Origin of the sequence: Paraburkholderia sp. GAS333 (assembly GCF_050435665.1) — a bacterium.
Classification (GTDB): Bacteria; Pseudomonadota; Gammaproteobacteria; order Burkholderiales; family Burkholderiaceae; genus Paraburkholderia; species Paraburkholderia fungorum_A.
Genome location: NZ_JBNDKS010000003.1, coordinates 209470 through 227975, shown reverse-complemented (window position 1 = coordinate 227975; position 18506 = coordinate 209470). Strand labels below are relative to the sequence as shown.

General features: G+C 62.0%; 11 protein-coding genes. 3 read left to right on the top strand and 8 right to left on the bottom strand.

Features of this window, described 5'->3' with window-relative positions:
* Positions 1-690 precede the first annotated feature (690 nt).
* From ABH945_RS16830 to ABH945_RS16815, 4 genes are read right to left on the bottom strand one after another with little or no spacing between them, the layout of a single operon-like run.
* Positions 691-2301, bottom strand: coding sequence for an efflux transporter outer membrane subunit (locus ABH945_RS16830; protein WP_429251244.1), 1611 nt, complete (start codon positions 2299-2301; stop codon positions 691-693).
* Positions 2298-5621 carry an efflux RND transporter permease subunit gene (locus ABH945_RS16825; RefSeq protein ID WP_074769521.1) on the bottom strand — a complete coding sequence of 1108 codons (3324 nt, stop codon included), beginning with the start codon at positions 5619-5621 and terminating at the stop codon, positions 2298-2300. Before ABH945_RS16825 ends, ABH945_RS16830 begins: the two co-directional genes overlap by 4 nt.
* Positions 5618-8770, bottom strand: a complete 3153-nt coding sequence (locus ABH945_RS16820; RefSeq protein WP_074769518.1) for an efflux RND transporter permease subunit — start codon at positions 8768-8770, stop codon at positions 5618-5620. The genes ABH945_RS16825 and ABH945_RS16820 overlap by 4 nt, the downstream gene beginning before the upstream one ends.
* Positions 8771-8785: 15 nt before the next feature.
* Positions 8786-10048 carry an efflux RND transporter periplasmic adaptor subunit gene (locus ABH945_RS16815; RefSeq protein ID WP_429251243.1) on the bottom strand — a complete coding sequence of 421 codons (1263 nt, stop codon included), beginning with the start codon at positions 10046-10048 and terminating at the stop codon, positions 8786-8788.
* A gap of 749 nt (positions 10049-10797) precedes the next feature.
* Here ABH945_RS16815 and ABH945_RS16810 point away from each other — a divergent pair.
* Entirely contained in the window at positions 10798-11313 is a 516-nt protein-coding gene (locus ABH945_RS16810; protein WP_429251242.1) for a DUF1697 domain-containing protein, read from the top strand.
* An 82-nt stretch (positions 11314-11395) separates the two neighbouring features.
* On the opposite strand, the gene ABH945_RS16805 is transcribed toward ABH945_RS16810, so the two are convergent.
* Together ABH945_RS16805 and ABH945_RS16800 are read right to left on the bottom strand one after the other, a co-directional pair.
* Positions 11396-12853 (bottom strand): amino acid permease, encoded by a 1458-nt coding sequence (locus ABH945_RS16805; RefSeq protein ID WP_074769512.1) that lies wholly within the window; start codon positions 12851-12853, stop codon positions 11396-11398.
* Positions 12854-13177: 324 nt separating this feature from the next.
* On the bottom strand, positions 13178-13843 hold the full coding sequence (locus tag ABH945_RS16800) for a GntR family transcriptional regulator (protein WP_429251241.1): 666 nt from the start codon (positions 13841-13843) through the stop codon (positions 13178-13180).
* Between the two features lie 243 nt (positions 13844-14086).
* On the opposite strand from ABH945_RS16800, the gene ABH945_RS16795 reads away from it, so the two are divergent.
* Both ABH945_RS16795 and ABH945_RS16790 read left to right on the top strand, forming a co-directional pair.
* Complete coding sequence (locus tag ABH945_RS16795) at positions 14087-16357, top strand: alpha/beta hydrolase domain-containing protein (RefSeq protein WP_429251240.1); 2271 nt, start codon at positions 14087-14089, stop codon at positions 16355-16357.
* A 52-nt stretch (positions 16358-16409) separates the two neighbouring features.
* A complete protein-coding gene (locus ABH945_RS16790; protein WP_429251239.1) occupies positions 16410-17216 on the top strand; it encodes a hypothetical protein in 807 nt (268 codons plus the stop codon).
* 20 nt (positions 17217-17236) lie between these two features.
* Here the strand turns inward: ABH945_RS16790 and ABH945_RS16785 are convergent, their stop codons facing one another.
* Together ABH945_RS16785 and ABH945_RS16780 are read right to left on the bottom strand one after the other, a co-directional pair.
* Positions 17237-18190, bottom strand: a complete 954-nt coding sequence (locus tag ABH945_RS16785) for a quinone oxidoreductase family protein (protein WP_429251238.1) — start codon at positions 18188-18190, stop codon at positions 17237-17239.
* A 49-nt stretch (positions 18191-18239) separates the two neighbouring features.
* Positions 18240-18491, bottom strand: a complete 252-nt coding sequence (locus ABH945_RS16780; RefSeq protein WP_074769502.1) for a hypothetical protein — start codon at positions 18489-18491, stop codon at positions 18240-18242.
* Positions 18492-18506: the final 15 nt, after the last annotated feature.

The following is an 18506-nucleotide window of genomic DNA, read 5'->3' as shown; positions in this document are numbered from 1 at the left end:
CCCATCGCACCGGCCCGTGCGATTGTGACGTGACGCTGTGTCTCTCCCGCTACAACCGGATCGCACTCCGTGCGGAATCACGAAGCTATCCGTACGATGTCCCGGGATTGTGGGTTGGGGACGTCATGCGGATATCCGGTTGAGCAAAGTTGATTCTAGTGCAAGTTCATCGGAAGCTAATCGAAAAATTGAAGCCGAATCAGGCCTTGTTTCAGTTAATTCGATGCGAAATGCATTGCCGGTTAATTCGGTGATCGAATGGGCATAAGTCATTGTCGAATAAGGAAATGACAATGGAAAAAGGGTGCGCTTTTCTATGTAGTCGTTTCAGATTGCCGCCGGTTGCTGGGGCTATCTGAAAGATTCAGGAGTGAATTGTTCGAGCGGCTATGGCGGCGCTATTGCTGCGTCGAAAGCCATCCGTTCATGGCAGTGGGGTGACTCTCATCGCCGTCTGCGGGTTGACGGCACGAAGAGCGGGTTCTGGAGCATCAAGCAGGAGATTTTTTCCGCCGATGCATCGCGCATTGGAATTGCGTGACTAGGTGGGAAATCGGCGCGAAGAATGTGCGCCGGGAAGGGAATTGAACGAGTGGGTTTGGCAAATCGAGGTAAGGACGCGGCGTCGGTTTTGACGCGCGTCGTCCGGTGGACGACGCGCTTGAGCGACCGCTTTTTAATGCCGCAAAATCACTGCGGTTGCACGCCGGTTTTCTGCGTGGACGCATCGCCCGTTTGCACCGGTGCCGGAGTCGGTGCCGGCGCCGAACCTGGCGCACCGGGATGCCGCGGATCGTGAAGACTATCCGCTGACCAGCCGCCGCCCAGGTCGCCGAACAGCGAAGCCGAATCCAGCAGACGTGTCTCCTGCACATTCAGCGCGGTCTGCTGGGTACTCAACTGCGTAGCCTGCGCGGTCGCCACGGTGGTGTAGTCGACGGTGCCCGCCTGGTACTCGTCGAGCGCGATCTGGGCACCGCGATTCGCGTCGGCAACAGCCGAGTCGAGCACGACCGTCTGCTGCGCCAGAATCCGCAAGCCGGACAGATCGTCTTCGACGTTGCGGAAGGCCGTCAGCACCGTGTTGCGATAGTTGGCGACAGCCGAGTCGTAAGCCGCCTTCGCTGCATCGACGTCCGCGCTGCGCAGGCCGCCGTCGAACAGGGTTTCGGTCGCACTGCCGCCGAGCGACCACACGTAGTTGCCGACGTTCAGCAGGCCGGCCAGCGGCGACTGTGTAAAGCCCGCGAGCGCCGACAGCGAGATGTCCGGGTAATACGCGGCCACCGCCACGCCAATCGCCGCATTCTGCGAAGCCATCTGACGCTCCGCCGTGGCGATGTCGGGGCGGCGTTCGAGCAGCGTCGACGGCACGCCGATCGGCACGTCGGGCAGCGTCGGCATGGTGGTGCTGTGCGTGATCGACAGTTCCTCGGGGTTCTTGCCGACCAGCACGGCAATTGCATGCGCGTACTGTGCCCGCGCGACGCCGAGCGCGATCAGGCTCGACTGCGCGTTGGCGAGCTGGGTGCGCGCCGTGATCACGTCGCTGGGGGCGACCGTGCCCGCCTGGTCCTGGTTGGCCACCACCTCCAGCGAGTGCTGATATGCGTCGACCGTTTTTTGCAGCAGGTCGATATTGGCGTCGCTGGTACGCAGTTCGATGATCGCGGTGGCGAGCGCCACCTGTTCCGACAGCGTCGCATTCGCGAGTGTCGCTTCGCTCGCCTGCGCAGTCGCGGCGCTTTCTTCGATCGTGCGGCGCACCGAGCCCCACAGGTCCGGCGCCCAACTCACGTTGCCTTCGAGCGAACCCGCGTTGACCACCTTCGCCGCGTTGCCGCTGGCGGCGCGCTCCTTGGTGGCCGAGCCGGTTGCGCCGATCGTCGGGAACAGACTGGCGTGCGCGACCCGCACTTCGGCGAGTGCTTCCTGATAGTTTGCGTAGTCCTCGCGCACGGTCTGGTTCGATACCGACACCAGCGGTTCGAGCTGATCGATCAGCGGATCGTGAAACGCAGTCCACCAGTCGCCCTTGGGACCGGACGCCGACGGCACAGCCTGAGTCCAGCCGGGCAGTTCCGAGAACGTGGCGGGCACGTTGACCTGCGGGCGGTGATAGTCGGGGCCGACCATGCAGCCGCTGACCAGCAGCGCCAGCGCGGCGGCGGCCAGTGGCCGGAGCGGAGCAAGCAGCGGCGCAGCAGGGCGCCGCGTCGCATCAGTGCAATTGAGCTCACTACCCGAGCCATCGACGACATCTGTGCCGCCAAACCGTTTGAGGGAAATCTTCATCGTCATGCCTTCGTATCCGGTTGTCCGGGTTGGTCCTCGTTCCGGTTCCAGGGCAGGTTCGCGGACCACTTGACCAGCTTGCCGCGCAGGCGGTCGAGATAGAGGTAGATCACCGGTGTCGTGTACAGCGTAAAGACCTGGCTCAGGATCAGCCCGCCCATCACGGTGATACCGAGCGGCTGACGCAGCGACGCGCCCTGGCCGATACCGATTGCGAGCGGCACCGCACCGAGCACGGCGGCGAACGTGGTCATCATGATCGGCCGCAGACGCACCACAGCGGCCGCATGAATCGCGTCGCGCGCGGGCATGTTTTCGCTGCGCTGCAACTGGATCGCCACGTCGACCATCATGATGCCGTTCTTCTTCACGATGCCGATCAGCAGGATGATGCCGATCAGCGCAATCACCGAGAACGGCGTGCCGAAGATCAGCAACGCGAGCGTCGCGCCGATGCCCGCGGACGGTAGCGTCGAGAGAATGGTCAGCGGGTGGATCGAGCTTTCGTACAGCACGCCGAGCACGATATACACGACGCCGAGCGCAGCGAGAATCAGCAGCGGGATCGTCCCCATCGACTGCGAGAACGCCGCCGCCGCGCCGGCAAACGAGCCGTGAATGCTCGCCGGCATGCCGATTTCGCGAGCCGTGTTGTTGATCGCCTCGGCGGCCTTGCTGAGCGAACCGCCGGCCGGCAGGTTGAACGAAACCGTCGCGGCGACGAGGCCGCTCTGATGGTTCACCTGGGTGGCCGTATGGCTGTTCGCGAACGAGGCCAATGCTGCCAGCGGCACCATGGTTTCCGCCGACGTACTGTCTGCGCTGCCGGTCGAACTGCTGCCCTTGCTGTTGGAAATGCTGTTGGTGGTCGCGTTGGCCTGCGCGTCCGAGTTCAGCGAGTTGGTGGCCGACGACGTGCTGGTGCTGCTCTCAGTGGTCGCCGTCACGCCTGACACCGTGCCGCTCGGCATCTGCGTGCCCGCCGTGCCGGTGGCGTTACCCGCCGCGGTGCTCATGTAAATCTGGTTGAGCATCTGCGGATACTGCCAGTAGTCGGGCGCGACTTCCATCACCACGAAATACTGGTTGAGCGGGTTGTAGATGGTCGACACCGTGCGCTGGCCGAACGCGTCGTACAGCACGCTGTCCACCTGATTCGGCGCGAAGCCGTAACGTGCCGCCGTCGCGCGATTGATCGTGACGTAGGTCTGCAAGCCGTTCTGCTGCAGGTCCGAGTTCACGTCGAGCACCGTCGCGTGTTCCTTGGCGAGCGCGGCCACGAGCAGAGGCGTCCACTTGAAGAGCGCGGCGGAGTCGTCGCTGGTCAGCGTGTACTGATATTCGGCGGCCGACTGCCGTCCACCGATCCGCAGATCCTGCTGCGCCTGCACGAACAGCCGCGCGCCCGACACCTGGTTGAGCTTGGGCCGCAGCCGGTTCACGACCTCGGTGGCGGTGACGTGCCGCTGCGCGAGCGGCTTCAACTCGATGAACACATTCGCGGTATTCAGCGCGCGTCCACCGGTGAAGCCCGCGACCGATTCGACCGCCGGGTCTTTCTGCACGATCTCCTGCAATTGCGCGAGCTTCTTCTGCATCGCCGGGAACGAGATGCTCTGGTCGGCGATGATCTGGCCGATCAGAATGCCCGTGTCCTGCTCGGGGAAGAAGGTGGCGGGCACCAGCTTGAACAGGAACACGTTGCCCACCAGCAGCGCGCCGAGCAGCAGGATCACGAGGAACGCATGATCCAGCACGGCGGTGAGCGAGCGTGCGTACATGTCCTTGAAACGGTCGAACTGCTTTTCGACCCACAGCGCCCAGCGCGCTTTCGAATGCCCCGCGTTCTTGCGGCTCAGCACGTACGCGCACATCGCGGGTGTGACGGTCAGCGAAATCAGCAGCGAGATCAGGATCGCGATGGACAGCGTGACCGCGAACTCGTGGAACAGCAGCCCGACGATGCCCGGCATCAGCATGATCGGCAGGAACACGGCGATCAGCGAAAGGCTCATCGAGATCACCGTGAAGCCGACTTCGCCGCTGCCTTTGAGCGCCGCTTCCTTCGGACTGAGGCCGAGCTCCATGTGACGCACGATGTTTTCCAGCACCACCACCGCATCGTCGACGACGAAGCCGGTGCCGATGGTCAGCGCCATCAGCGAGAGGTTGTCGATGCTATAGCCGAGCAGATACATCGGCCCGAACGTGCCGACAATCGACAAGGGCAGCGCGACAGCCGGCACCAGCGTCGCGCGTGGCGACTGCAGGAAGATGAACACCACGCCGACCACCAGCAGCACGGCGATGAACAGCGTGCGTTCGGTGTCGCCGACGGACGAGCGCACCGATTCCGAGCGGTCGATCGCGACGCCGACGTGGACGCTGCTCGGCAGCGTGGCTTCGATCGCCGGCAGCACCTTGCGGATCTGCGCGACGGTGCTCACGACATTGCTGCCGGGCATCGGATACACGACCACCAGAATCGCGGACTTGCCGTTGAACAGCCCCGCATTGCGGATGTTTTCGTTCGAGTCCTTGACGTCGGCGACATCGCGTAACTGCACTGGCGCGCCGTTCCGGTACGCGACCACCAGGTCGCGATAGGGCGCGGCGTGCGTGATCTGGTCATTGGACTTGACCACGTAGCGCTGATCGCCCACGTCGAGGTGACCCTTCGCGCTGTTCGCGTTGGCCGCGCTGATCGCCGCACGCACGTCTTCGAGACCGATGCCGTAGCTGTTCAGCTTGCCTGGCTGCAACTCCACCCGCACGGACGGCAGTGCGCCGCCGCCCAGCGTGATCTGACCCACGCCCTTGACCTGCGAGAGCTGCTGCTGGATCACCGAGTCGGCGGAGTCGTAGAGCTGCGCTTTGGTGAGTGTGTCGGAGGTGAGCGACAGCACCATGATCGGTGCGTCCGCCGGGTTGTACTGCCGGTAGGTCGGATTGCTGCGCAGCGTGGTGGGCAGGTCGGCACGGGCCGCCTGAATGGCGGCTTCGACGTCGCGCGCGGCGCCGTTGATGTCGCGGTTCAGGCCGAACTCGACGATTACCATCGACGAACCGACGTAGCTGATCGACGTCAGTTCCTCGACGTCGGCAATCGTGCCGAGCCGCCTCTCGAGCGGCTCCGCCACCGTGGACGCCATGATGTCCGGGCTCGCGCCCGCCATGTTCGCCTGCACGACGATCACCGGAAACGCGATGTTCGGCAGCGGCGCGACCGGCAAGCGGAAGTACGCGAGCGCGCCGGAGATCAGGATCGCGATGGCAAGAAGCGCCGTCGCGACCGGTCGCCGGATGAAGAGGGCCGAGATGTTCAACGCGGGTCCTCCGCGCCGTTGCCTGGCAGATCCGGGGTGTGGCCGGTGTCGTCATCCGTGCCGTTGCGGTTGCGCCAGCGCTTCACGCGTTCCGCCATCCGGTCGAAGAACAGATAGATCACCGGCGTGGTGAACAGCGTCAGCATCTGGCTCAGCGTCAGGCCGCCGATAATCGCGATGCCCAGCGGGCGGCGCAATTCCGAACCCGTGCCGGTGCCGAGCAGCATCGGCAGTGCGCCGAGCATGGCCGCGAGGGTGGTCATCAGGATCGGCCGGAAACGCAGCAGCGAAGCCTCGAAGATCGCTTCGCGCGGCGCCTTGCCGTGATTGCGTTCGGCGTCGAGCGCGAAGTCCACCATCATGATCGCGTTCTTCTTGACGATACCGATCAGCAGCACGATGCCGATAATGCCGATCACATCCAGGTCACTGCCGGCGATCATCAGCGCGAGCAGTGCGCCGATACCCGCCGACGGCAGCGTGGAAAGAATCGTCACCGGATGGATGAAGCTCTCGTACAACACGCCGAGCACGATATATACGGCCACCAGCGCCGCGATCAGCAGATACACCTCGCTGGAGAGCGAATCTTCGAACGCCTGCGCCGCGCCTTGCAGCGACGACGTGATCGACGGCGGCAGATTCACCGCCTGCTCGGCCGCGTGAATGTCCTTGACGGCCGTGCTCAGCGACGCGCCCTTCGCGAGGTTGAACGAGATCGTGACCGACGGGAACTGCGCGAGATGGCTGATCACCAGCGGCGACTTCGTGATGTTGATCTTCGCGATGCCCGACAGCGGCACCTGGCCCGTGCTGCTGGTCTGACTCGGCAGATACAGGTTGCCGATCGACTGCACCGTCGGCAGCGATTCAGGCTTCGCGACGAGAATCACGCGATACTGATTCGACTGCTCGAAGATGGTCGACACGATGCGCTGGCCGAGCGCGTCGTACAGCGCGTTGTCGATGGTCGCGGGCGTGATGCCGAAGCGCGCGGCCAGTTGCCGGTTGACTTCGACGTTCACGCTGAGGCCGTCGGTATTCATGTCGCTCTGCACGTCGGAGAGCGATGGAATCTGTTTCATCCGCTTCAGCAGTTCCGGCACGTACGTCTGGAATGCCTGCTGGCTAGGCCCGCGCAACACGAAGCTGTACTGGTTCGGCGACACGGTGGTGTCGAGCGTCAGATCCTGCTCGGGCTGCATGAAGAGCTTCACGCCGGGCACGTGCGAAACCTCGTCCTGCAGGCGCCGCGCGATTTCCTGCGCGGTGTCGGAGCGCTTGTCGCGGTCACGCAGGTTGATCAGGAAGCGGCCGTTGTTCAGCGTCGAATTGGTGCCGTCGATCCCCACGTAAGAGGTCAGCGACACCACGTCCGGGTCTTTCAGGATCGCGTCGGCGAGTGCAGTCTGACGCCTCACCATCGCCGTGTACGACACCGAGTTGTCGGCCACGCTGATCCCCTGGATCACGCCGACGTCCTGCACCGGGAACAGTCCCTTCGGAATCACGACATAGAGAACGCCGGTCAGCACGACGGTGCCGACCGCCACCATCAGCGTCAACACCTGGTGGTCGAGCACCCAGCGCAAACCGCGTTCATACGCATTGAGCGTCTTGTCGAACAGGCCCTCGCTGATCCGCTCGAAACGGCTCGGATGACGCTCGGCCTGCGCGCGCAACATGCGCGCGCAGAGCATCGGCACGACCGTGAGCGACACCACGGCGGAGATCACGATGGTGACCGCCAGCGTCACCGCGAATTCGCTGAACAGACGGCCGATCACGCCGCCCATGAACAGCAGCGGAATCAGCACGGCGATCAGCGAAATGGTCAGCGACAGAATCGTGAAGCCGATCTGCCCCGCGCCCTCGAGCGCGGCTTCGAGCGGCGTCTTGCCTTCCTCCAGATAGCGGACGATGTTCTCGATCATCACGATCGAGTCGTCGACCACGAAACCGGTCGCGATGATCAATGCCATCAGCGAGAGGTTGTCGATCGAATAGTTGAGCTGGTACATCACGGCCAGCGTGCCGATCAGCGAGACCGGCACCGACACGCTCGGAATCAGCGTGGCGGGCACGTTGCGCAGGAACACGAAGATCACCGCGACCACCAGCACGATCGCCAGAATCAGTTCGAACGCCGCGTCGCGCACCGACGAGCGGATCACGCCCGTGCTGTCCGACACGACCGTGACTTTCATGCCGGCCGGCAGCGTCGATTCGAGTTGCGGCAACTGCTTCATGATCTGGTTGACGGTCGCGATCACGTTCGCGCCCGGCTGACGCTGCACGTTCAGCACGATCGCGGGCGAGCCGTTGTACCACGCGCCGCGCTCCACATCCTGGGCCGCCTGGCTCACGCGAGCAACATCGCGCATGAACACCGGCGCGCCGTTCTGATACGCGATCACCGTGTTCAGATAGTCTTTCGGATCGGTGATCTGGTCGTTGCCGTTGATCGTGTAGTCGAGATCGGGGCCGTCGAAATTGCCCTTCGGCTGACTGACGTTCACGTAGCTGAGCAGCGTGCGCAGATCGTCGATATTCAGGCCGTAGGCGGCGAGCTTGTGCGGGTCCGCTTCGACGCGGATGGCGGGGACGTTGCCGCCGCTCGTCGTTACCACGCCCACGCCCGACACTTCGGAAATCTTGGTGCCGAGGCGGTTGTTGGCGACGTCTTCGAGTTGCGTCAGCGACATCGACTTCGATGTGACTGCGAGCGTAAGAATCGGCTGGTCCGCCGGATTGACCTTGGCGTAGGTCGGCGGCGCGGGCAGGCCGGTCGGCAGATAGCTGTTCGACGCGTTGATGGCCTGCTGGACGTTCTGTTCGGCAATGTCCAGGTTCAGCGACAGGTCGAACTGCAACGTGATGACCGATGCGCCGTCCGAGCTATACGACGTCATCTGCTGCAAGCCGGGAATCTCGCCCAGTTGCACTTCGAGCGGCGCGGTGACGGTGGTCGCCATCACGTCGGGACTCGCGCCCGGATAGAAAGTCTGCACCTGGATCGTCGGATAGTCGACGTTGGGCAGCGACGAAACCGGCAGCACGCGCATCGCGATGAGGCCCACCAGCACGAGGGCGATCATCAGCAGCAGCGTCGCTACCGGCCGGAGAATGAACAGTCGGGAAATATTCATCGGCGAGCGGGCCTGCTACGACGAAGCCGCATCGGCGGACGAGGCTGCGGAAGCCGCCGCCGCGCCGGAGGCGGGTTCGGACACCGCATCCGAAGCGGCGCTTGCGGCGGCAGCGCCGCTCGCCGCTGCGGCGGGCTTCGGCGCAGCAGGCTGGATCTTCGCGCCGTCGTTCAGGCGGTCGGTGCCGTCCGTCACGACTTCATTGCCCTGCGACAGACCCGACACGATCACCGTGTTCTTGCCGTCGCTCGGACCGAGTTTGACCTTGTGCACCGAGACCGTGTGATCCGCGTTGACGAGGTAGACGAAGTCGCCAGGCGCGCCGCTTTGCACGGCGGCGGTTGGCACCAGCACCGCGTTCTGCATCGTGTCGACCAGCAGCTTCACGTTGACGAACTCGTTGGGGAAGAGCGCTTCGTCGTCGTTGGCGAACGTGGCCCGCAACGTGACGGTGCCCGTGGCGGTCGCCATCTGGTTGCTGACCGCGTACAGCGTGCCGGTTGCGATCTGTTTCGAATTGTCGCTGCTGTAGGCGGTGACCGGCAGCGTCGCGCCGCCGTTCAGGCGTTGCACGATCGAGGCAAGTGCGTCTTGCGGCACCGTGAACTGCACGGTGGTCGGCTTGACGGTGGTGATGACCACGATGCCCGTGCTCGACGACGCCGTCACGTAATTGCCCGGATCGACCAGACGCAAGCCGACCTTGCCCGCGACCGGCGCGGTGATGCGGCAATAAGCGAGGTCGAGATCGTATTGGGCGATGCTGGCGAGATCGGATTTGACGGCGGCCTCGTCCTGCTGCACGAGGAATTGCTGATCCGCGAAAGTTTGCTGCGCGATCGACTTGCGCTCGTTCAACAGCGTGTAGCGTTCGAGATCGGCACGCGCCTGGGCCAGCGTCGCGCGATCTTTGGCGAGCGTCGCTTCGGCCTGCTGCTTGCTGATCTGATATTGACGCGGATCGATCTGCGCGAGGAACTGGCCTTTCTTCACTTCCTGGCCTTCGTGGTACCCGACCTCGGTGAGGTAGCCGCTCAATTGCGGCAGCACGGTGACCGTCGCGGTGGGCGTGACCGTACCGAGTTCGCTCAGCGTGACCGGCATCGAACCGAGCGTGGCGCTCGATACCGTGACGACGATAGGCGCGGCGTCGCGCGTGGGCTTCTTGCGGGTCAACAGGTGAACCGCGACCACGGCGATCAGGACCAGCAAGATCACCACGACCACGATGAGCCCGCGTCGGGAGCGCTTTGGCTGCTTGGACACGGTGTCACTCATAGAACTCTCCGGAAACTTGTACTGTCGTTAATGTGTAATTGGGGCAGGGTCCGCTCGCGCGACTGCCGGAAAATGCCATGGTTCTTATGCGTTGTCACCATCGAGCGAACCCCTGGATGCGTGTTATGAAAACGTAATCTGCATGGACGTGACAGCGATGTCGCGTCTTGCCCGGCATTACGTCTTGTGAATGGTGGCGCGCGACGACGGCCGCGCTTCGTAACGAGCCGTAAACGATCAACAAAGCCGCTCCCGCGCATGGCGCGCAGAAAGAGGCGCAGATTGCCGCACGGCTGGCGCGAGGGCCGCTGTAAAACGCCGTGTGTTGTTCATGGTTACCTGAGTAGCAGCGCGTGGTTGAAGAATGAAACGGGTTATGGCGTCAATGTACCTGGCTCGGCCGAGCCTTGAGTTACACCTTTGCAACATTGTCGCTGTCAGAAAGACTCCGTTACATGTCGACCGATCTGTCGTTCATATCGACCAATGGGAGAGCGCTCTTTAATCATTCTGATTGGCGACGCTTGCGAGTCATGACAGATGGACTTGAAGCTGACGAATAGCTTTCTATTGACTAAGCTTGCGATCTTTTTCGACAGCCACGATAGCAGAGAGGTGTATGTGTCCATGAATGATGAGTAATCTGATGAGCCGCCCCCGTGAACGGCGTCATGGGCAGTAGCAATTACTGTTCCGCGATCTCCGCACGCAGCGATCCCGCAACCCTTCACTCTTGACGGCTTTACCCGATGACTCGATACGTCGCCTTTTTACGCGCTGTGAATGTCGGAGGTACTGGAAAACTTCCCATGGCCGAACTGCGCGCCATGTGCGAGTCGATTGGCTGTTCCAATGTGCGAACCTACATTGCAAGCGGCAATGTGGTGCTGGATAGTCGACTAGGGGAAGCATCGTTGAAGAAACGGCTTGAAGATTGCCTGATGAACTACGCGGGCAAACCGGTCGGCGTTCTCGTACGAAGCGGGGCGGAATTGGCGGCGGTTCTCACCGGCAATCCTTTCAAATCCGCTGCGCCGAATCGAACGGTTGCCATCTTTCTCGATGCAAAGCCACCTGCCGATTCGGCAAGCGATGTCAGCGGATTGCAGGGCGAAGAGCTTGCGCTGGGCAAGCGTGAGATCTACGTGCACTACAGCAATGGGATCGCGCATTCGAAACTGAAAATCCCGGCTGCGAAAAACGGCACCGCGCGCAACATGAACACGGTGGCGACTCTCGTCGAGTGGGCGGCAAGTTCAGATTAATGCGCTTCTACCGCGAAGACGATGGATGCACAAAGAGCGTCGGCCCCCATCGTCTGGTCGCTTGCGGATTTCAAGGCGGCGTTTAACGGCGTTCCGGAAAACGAAGCCTTGAATGCTTTCTCCCGTACGACATATAAATGACCATGCCGATCACGAGCCACACGACAAGCCGCAACCATGTGACGAGCGGCAAGCCGACCATCAGCAGCAGACAGAACAGAATGCCGAGCACCGGCACGATCGGCACGCCAGGCACACGGAACGGCCGCATCGCATTCGAGTCGCTGCGCCGCAAATAAATCACCGCGCCGCACACGAGAATGAACGCGAACAGCGTGCCGATGCTGACCATTTCCCCGAGCACGCCAATCGGTGTGAGCGCTGCCACAACCGCGACAATCGTGCCGATCAGGATCTGGCTCCGGTGAGGCGTCTGCAGCCGTGGATGAACCCGCGCGAAAAGCGGCGGCAACAAGCCATCCTGCGACATCGTGAAGAAGATGCGGCTTTGTCCGTAGAGCAGCACGAGAATCACCGTGGTCAATCCGGTCAGCGCACCGATCTTGATCAGAATCGAGAACCAGTTGAGGCCGATTGCGTCGACGCCCTTGGCGATCGGATCGGGGACATTCAATTCGGCATAAGGCACGAGTCCGGTGAGCACGCCTGCGACGAGGATGTACAGCACCGTGCAGATGACCAGCGATCCCAGGATGCCGATCGGCATATCCCGCTGCGGTCGTTTCGCCTCCTGCGCAGCGGTGGAGACCGCGTCGAAACCGATGAACGCGAAGAACACCACGGCAGATCCACGCAGAATTCCGCTCATGCCGAAGTTACCGAACTCGCCGGTATTGGCCGGAATGAACGGATGCCAGTTTGCCGGCTTGATAAAAAATGCGCCGAGCGCGATGAAGGCCACTACCACGACCAGCTTGACGGCCACCATCACGTTATTGAGTCGCGCGGATTCTTTCGTGCCGAGCACGAGCAAGGTGGTCAGAATCGCGATGATCACGATGGCGGGCAGATTGACGATGCCGGTGGTGGTCGTGCCGTCCGCCAGTTTGATGACGGTGCCTGGCGCGGCAGCCATCACCGGCGGTATATCTATGCCGATATTACGCAACAGACTCACGATATAACCGGACCATCCGACCGCGACAGTCGCCGCGCCCATTGCGTATTCGAGAATCAGATCCCAGCCGATGATCCACGCGAATATCTCGCCTAACGTCGCATACGTATAGGTGTAACTGCTGCCGCATACCGGCAGCATCGCCGCGAGTTCCGAATAGCACAGGCCGACGAATGCGCACGCAATGCCGCCCAGTACGAACGACAGCATGATGCTGGGCCCGGCGAATTGCGCGGCGGCCGTGCCGGTCAGCACGAAGATACCCGCGCCGATAATCGCGCCGATTCCCATTGCGGTGATACTGGTGGCACCGAGCGTTTTCGATAAAGAGTGTCCCTCCGCGTCGGCGCTTCCCACGATATCGGCGACGGATTTCCGTGCCATGTAGCTCGTATCAGCCATGATGAGTCGTCCCGTTCAAATGGTGTTTGGACACGAGCCGACCCGGCTGCTTCGGCTCGCGGAGCACGACAAAAGCATCTGTTGCCGAAGATATGCAGCGGGTGAAATGGAGAGAACTCTGGAATTCAGTGTAGGCCGAAATAAAAGCAAAGTGAAAGCGCGCGGGAGAATCGCGCGCATCTTTTGCGATGGCGGATATTTTTTTGTCGGGCTATGCGTCAGGCGCGTTGCGTTCTGAACGTGAAGGTTTCAACCGTCCTTTTTTTGATCGTTAAATCCACGCGCTTTCGTTCTCGCCGGGAAGTGAATGCGACGGTGCAACCTTCACTGCGCGCCGACTTGTGCGAGTGCCGCAATCAGGTCGCCGAAACGTTCTCCCTGAACCAGAATATGTCCTCTCAGCGCGGCGGCTGCGGCGTCGCCGTCGCCTGCTGCAAGTGCATCGACTACAGCCTGGTGTTCGTCGAACGATGCGGAAACCCGTCCTTTGACGCGCAATTGCAGACGCCGGTAAGGACGCAGCAGCTTATGCAGCGCTCTTGCCTGGTCGTGCAGAAAGCTGTTGTGACTGCCCTGATAGATCAGGCAATGAAAGCGCTCATTCAGATGGAAGTATTCGTCGGGATTGCCGGCGTCGCGCGCTTTCTGACATTCGACATGCGCGACGCGCAACTCTTCGAGTTCCTGCGCGTCCATGCGGCGCGCGGCCAGACGGCTCGACATCGCTTCCAGTTCGGCCATCACTTCGAACATTTCGATCAGTCTCGGCAGACTGATCTTGGCGACCACCGCGCCATGCCGCGGCCGCATTTCCACCATGCCCGCCGCCGCGAGTTGCAGAAGCGCTTCCCGCACAGGCGTGCGGGAGACGTCGAAACGCGCGATCAACTCTGCTTCATCGAGCCGCGCACCGGGCGGAAGATCGCCGGTTGCAATGGCTTCTTCGATGGACTCTCTTAGCTGATCTGCAAGCGTAAGCCTGTTTGTCATGTTTGGACTCCCCACGGAATCGAGTTGACCACAACGAGCGCGCCGTCACCGTACGCGTAAACGATAGTTGAGAACGGTGTCCGGCGAATTATAAATACGTACGCAGGCCATAAATATAAAAATAGGCGATTTACAAAATACTGACAGGGCTTCCGGGCATATTTGCAGCGAACGCCTTCAGTGACTGTCGTCCATTCCATACGCGGGTATTCCTGTTTCTTGACCCTGTCGGAGGACCTGATCATGAAGGTGCAGTCGGTAGCGATATCGGTGGGAGTCGGTGTGGGAATTGCGTTGATCGGCGGCTGCGGCAATGACAGCATTACGCCGCCACCGACGCCGGTGTCCCACGGCGCAGGCTTCGTCAAGAGCTTTCAGATCATTTCGAGCGCACCCGCATTTGGCGGTGCGACACCGGCAGGCGCGGCGGGTCCGTATCAGGTGATTACCGCCGTCGTGCACGGCGAGCTGGACCCGAACAATCCGCTCAACGCGGGCATCGTCAATCTCAAGAATGCGCCGGTGGGCAGCGACGGTTACGTCGCGTATTCGACCGATGTCGTGATCCTGCGGCCGCAGAGTGCATCCGCTGCGAAACGCGTGCTGTTCTATGACGTCGTGAATCGCGGCAGCAAGATCGGCGCGGCGTCGTTTGTCGGCGGCGGCGCGCTCGACACCGGCGCGGCGCCGTCGTCGAGCTTTCCGTCATTGCTGCGCAACGGCTATACGGTGTTGTGGAGCGGCTGGCAAGGCGACGTTCCGCTCACCGGCAATAGCACGCTCGCCGGAGCCGGATTGCTCGGCGTGAGCTTCCCGGTCGCGACCAATAAAGACGGCACGCCGATGACCGCATTGAGCCGCGAAGAATTCATCCCCGACTATGCGGGCGGCCCCGCGACCACCATTCCGTTGACCTACGCACCGGCCAATCTGAATGACAAGACCTCGGTTACCTTCACCGCGCGGCAGTCGTGGCTGACCTCGTACGGCAGCATTCCCGGCGGCGTCGAAACCTATACGGCGCCTTCGGTGCCGGTTGCGACGTGGAGTTACACCAGCACGCCGAACAACGTCTATGAAGGCAATTACTCGGTGACGTTCACGCCGCCGGCGACCGTGCCCGGACCAAACGGCACGCAGGTTCCACCCGATGCCGGGACTATCTACAGCTTCGTTTATCAGGCAGCCGCGCCGACCGTCGACGGTATCGGCTTTGCGGCATTGCGCGATCTGGTGTCGTTCCTTCGCTACGATTCGGCCGATGCGTCGGGCGCGGCCAATCCGCTGAACGATCTGAAGCAGGCGGGATGCGTGGCGACCACGTGCTCGACGAGCACCAACTTCGACATTGCAATCGGCGAGGGCATTTCGCAGTCGGGCCGCTTCATGAAGGACTTCCTGTATCAGGGCTTCAACGTCGATACGAACGGCAAGATCGTGTTCGACGGCATGTTCCCGATTATCTCGGCCGCGCGCCGTACGTGGACGAATGCCGCGTTTGCACAACCCGGTCGCTGGTCGAAGCAGCACGAAGATCACTTCATGCCCGGCTTCCAGTTCCCGTTCACGTACGCGACGATGACCGATCCTGTCAGCGGTGTAACTGATGGTCTGCTGAAGCAGTGCACGGCGACTAACACGTGTCCCAAGATCATGCAGCTCGACGGCGCGTTCGAATGGTGGGGCGGCGGAGCTTCTCTGGTGGTGACGGACGGACGCGGTAACGACATACAGTTGCCGTCGAACGTGCGTTATTACCTCGTGCCTGGCACGCAGCACGGTGGCGGCAACGGCGTAACGACCGGTACGTTGACGGTGCCCACAGCGGGCAGTCAGTGCCAGTTGCCAGGCTCGCCGGTTGAAGAAACGCCGGTGGAGCGCGCGCTGATTCCGGCGCTGGTCAAGTGGGTCGGCACCGGTGCACAGCCGCCCGCGTCGCAGTATCCGACGGTGGCGTCGGGCAATCTGGTCGCGCCGACGCAGGCGACGGTGGGCTTTCCGTCACTGACCAACGTGATGGTGCCGAGCGGCACGGCGGCCACGCCCACACAATTGCAACTGACCTTCAACGGCGAATACAACCAGCTCTTCGTGACGGACTACAGCAACGCGGTTCCGGTCGTGAACACGGCACAGGCGTACACCATTCTCGTGCCGAAGGTGGATGCCAACGGTAACGAGACGACCGGGGTGCTGGTGCCCGATGTCAGCGTGCCGCTCGCCACTTACACCGGCTGGAATTATCGCGGTGCAGGGCATGCGATCGGTGACGGCTGCATTTCGAACGGCGCGGCGATTCCGTTGGCGGTGAGTGCCGCTGCGCAAGCGGGCGGCACCGATTCGCGCGCGACGTTGCAGACGCTTTACGGCGGCAGCCGTGCGAAGTATCAGGCGGCGGTGGCGTCGGCGGCGAACACGCTGGTGAGTCAAGGTTATCTGTTGCAGGACGACGCCACCAATGTGTTCATTGCGAACGCAGCGAGTGTTTCCGCGACTTTGTTGCCGCAGCCTTAAGCAGTGAAATGATGATTATTTGCCCTATATCGCGATCGATAGAGCTGACGTCATGACGCGAACCATCGTCGGATGGACCTCCGCCGTGTACGCCGCTGCGCTGTTGCTGGCGGCGTGCGGCGGGGGCGGCGGCGGCGATTCGTCGGGCGCTGCTGACACGCCGCCCGTGACGCCACCCATGTCGGTTTATCAGAACAGCGTCACGCTCGGCAGTACCAGCACGGTCTCGCTGTCGATCATTCCTGCGACGACTACAGCCAACGCGATCCTGGTCAGTCCGGTCGTCGCGCCGCTGCTGATGGCTGGAAATAACTCGCTGGTATCGATGCATCTGTCGACGACGACATCGGGTAGCGGCATTGCATGCGTGTCGGCGGCAACGAACAGCATCGGCACCGTGACGGGCGTCAATGCAGGCGTCAACATCAGGAGCGTGGCCGCGCTGCTGGACAACACATGGAGCGTGTCGGCTTCGCCATCTGCGGACTGGGCGACGCTCGGTGCCAGCGCGGCCATCTTCGACGGCTGGGAGAATTGCGGCGCGAAGGCGGAAGGTGCGCCATCGCCGTCATCGACGTTGATCGTCAATGCAGACGGCAGTTTCTCCGACAACGTATTCGACGGCAATCCATCGACCACGGTCACGACCGTCGGTCAGAGTTTTAACGCGACGCAGGCCGCATCGCTATTGTCGAACGACGGCTATCTCGACATGAGCCAGCCGGCCACTCCGCAAATAATCCGTCTGCGGCTCTATCACAACGCCGCGCGTCAAACGGTGCTGGTCGAGCAGGGCATTCCGGTGAGCGGCGCGACGAACCAGACACCTGGGTTTATCGCGATTTATTTTCCGCGTTGAGCGAATCATCTTCACGGTACTCACGGAATGAAAACGGTCCGATAAAGACTATCGGTGTTCTCCCAATGCGCACTCAGTTCCGCGAGCGGGAAGGCTTGCGTCGCCACCTGCAATCCTGCGGGGACGGCTGCGTCGAATACTTTTTTCATCGTGTCGAAGAGGCGCATCAACGGAATGCTGCCAATGCCGCTGCCCAGCAGCGTAATGGCTTTCGAACGAAGGATGGCGGCGGGCAGCTTGATGTCCGGTCCGCTGATCGCGCCGATCTGCACGAAGCGGACATGGTAGTCATCCGCCGCTGCGCGAGCGGCGGCGAATAGCAGCGACTCGGCGCTCGTTCCCCATAGATAATCCAGTACCACGTCGACGCCCCGGTGAAATTGCGCTTCGAAGGCTTCGATCAGCTTGTCCTTGCTCTGCTCCAGCGAAATCGTGATGTCGGCACCGGCGAGTGTCAGCGATTCGAGCGCGACTGCATTGCGGCCCGTCACGATAATGTGCGCTGCGCCAAGGTGTTTTGCGATCTGAACCGCGAGTCGCCCCGAAGTGCCGGTTGCACCGTTAATCAACACGGTTTCACCCGCAACGAACCCGGCCCGCTCGACGAGCGCAGCCCACGACGACATGCCAGGAATCGCGAGCGCGGCTGCGGTAACGTCGTCCAGTGAATCGGGAAGCGCGATGCACTGCGTTTGCGGCACGAGAGTTCGTTCGGCCATCGCGCCGAATGGTGCGCGTGGCTTGAAGAAGTACACACGCTGGCCGCTTTCCACGCGCCCCGTACCGTCGACACCGGCAACGAACGGATAGCTCTGCGCCGACGAATAATGCGCACCCGATGCTCTGGCGCGGGTGACGTGACTAAGCGCGGACGCGCTGACATTGATCAGACAATGCCCTTCGATGACCGCTGGCTCATCGAACTCGCCATAAATCGGGCGCTCGCCCATGCTTTTGACAACAGCTGCTTTCATGATTTCTTCCTTGACTATGAGGTCGTTAAACCGGCGCGATCAATACTGTTCAATGCGCGAATACCCACTCGCGCAGCGACACATCGCGAATCTCGAACACGTCGAATAGCCCGAGCGCACGTAGCACCGGCAACGCGTCGGCCATGTCGGTTGCGGCTGCGGCGCGCGCGCCTTCGCTGGCTTGCGGATCGCTCCAGACGCGCGCGTTAGCAAGAAATGCGGCGACCGTACCTTTGCGGATCGTCACGCCGCGCAATTCGACGTGGTCGACGTTATCGGGGAGAAGCTGTTCGGCTCGCATCGCGTTCAACTCCTA

Coding starts and splice junctions, on each gene's coding strand:
- ABH945_RS16830 (WP_429251244.1), bottom strand. CDS start 2,301: ATGACGATGAAGATTTCCCTCAAACGGTTTGGCGGCACAGATGTCGTC.
- ABH945_RS16820 (WP_074769518.1), bottom strand. CDS start 8,770: ATGAATATTTCCCGACTGTTCATTCTCCGGCCGGTAGCGACGCTGCTG.
- ABH945_RS16815 (WP_429251243.1), bottom strand. CDS start 10,048: ATGAGTGACACCGTGTCCAAGCAGCCAAAGCGCTCCCGACGCGGGCTC.
- ABH945_RS16810 (WP_429251242.1), top strand. CDS start 10,798: ATGACTCGATACGTCGCCTTTTTACGCGCTGTGAATGTCGGAGGTACT.
- ABH945_RS16805 (WP_074769512.1), bottom strand. CDS start 12,853: ATGGCTGATACGAGCTACATGGCACGGAAATCCGTCGCCGATATCGTG.
- ABH945_RS16800 (WP_429251241.1), bottom strand. CDS start 13,843: ATGACAAACAGGCTTACGCTTGCAGATCAGCTAAGAGAGTCCATCGAA.
- ABH945_RS16795 (WP_429251240.1), top strand. CDS start 14,087: ATGAAGGTGCAGTCGGTAGCGATATCGGTGGGAGTCGGTGTGGGAATT.
- ABH945_RS16790 (WP_429251239.1), top strand. CDS start 16,410: ATGACGCGAACCATCGTCGGATGGACCTCCGCCGTGTACGCCGCTGCG.
- ABH945_RS16785 (WP_429251238.1), bottom strand. CDS start 18,190: ATGAAAGCAGCTGTTGTCAAAAGCATGGGCGAGCGCCCGATTTATGGC.
- ABH945_RS16780 (WP_074769502.1), bottom strand. CDS start 18,491: ATGCGAGCCGAACAGCTTCTCCCCGATAACGTCGACCACGTCGAATTG.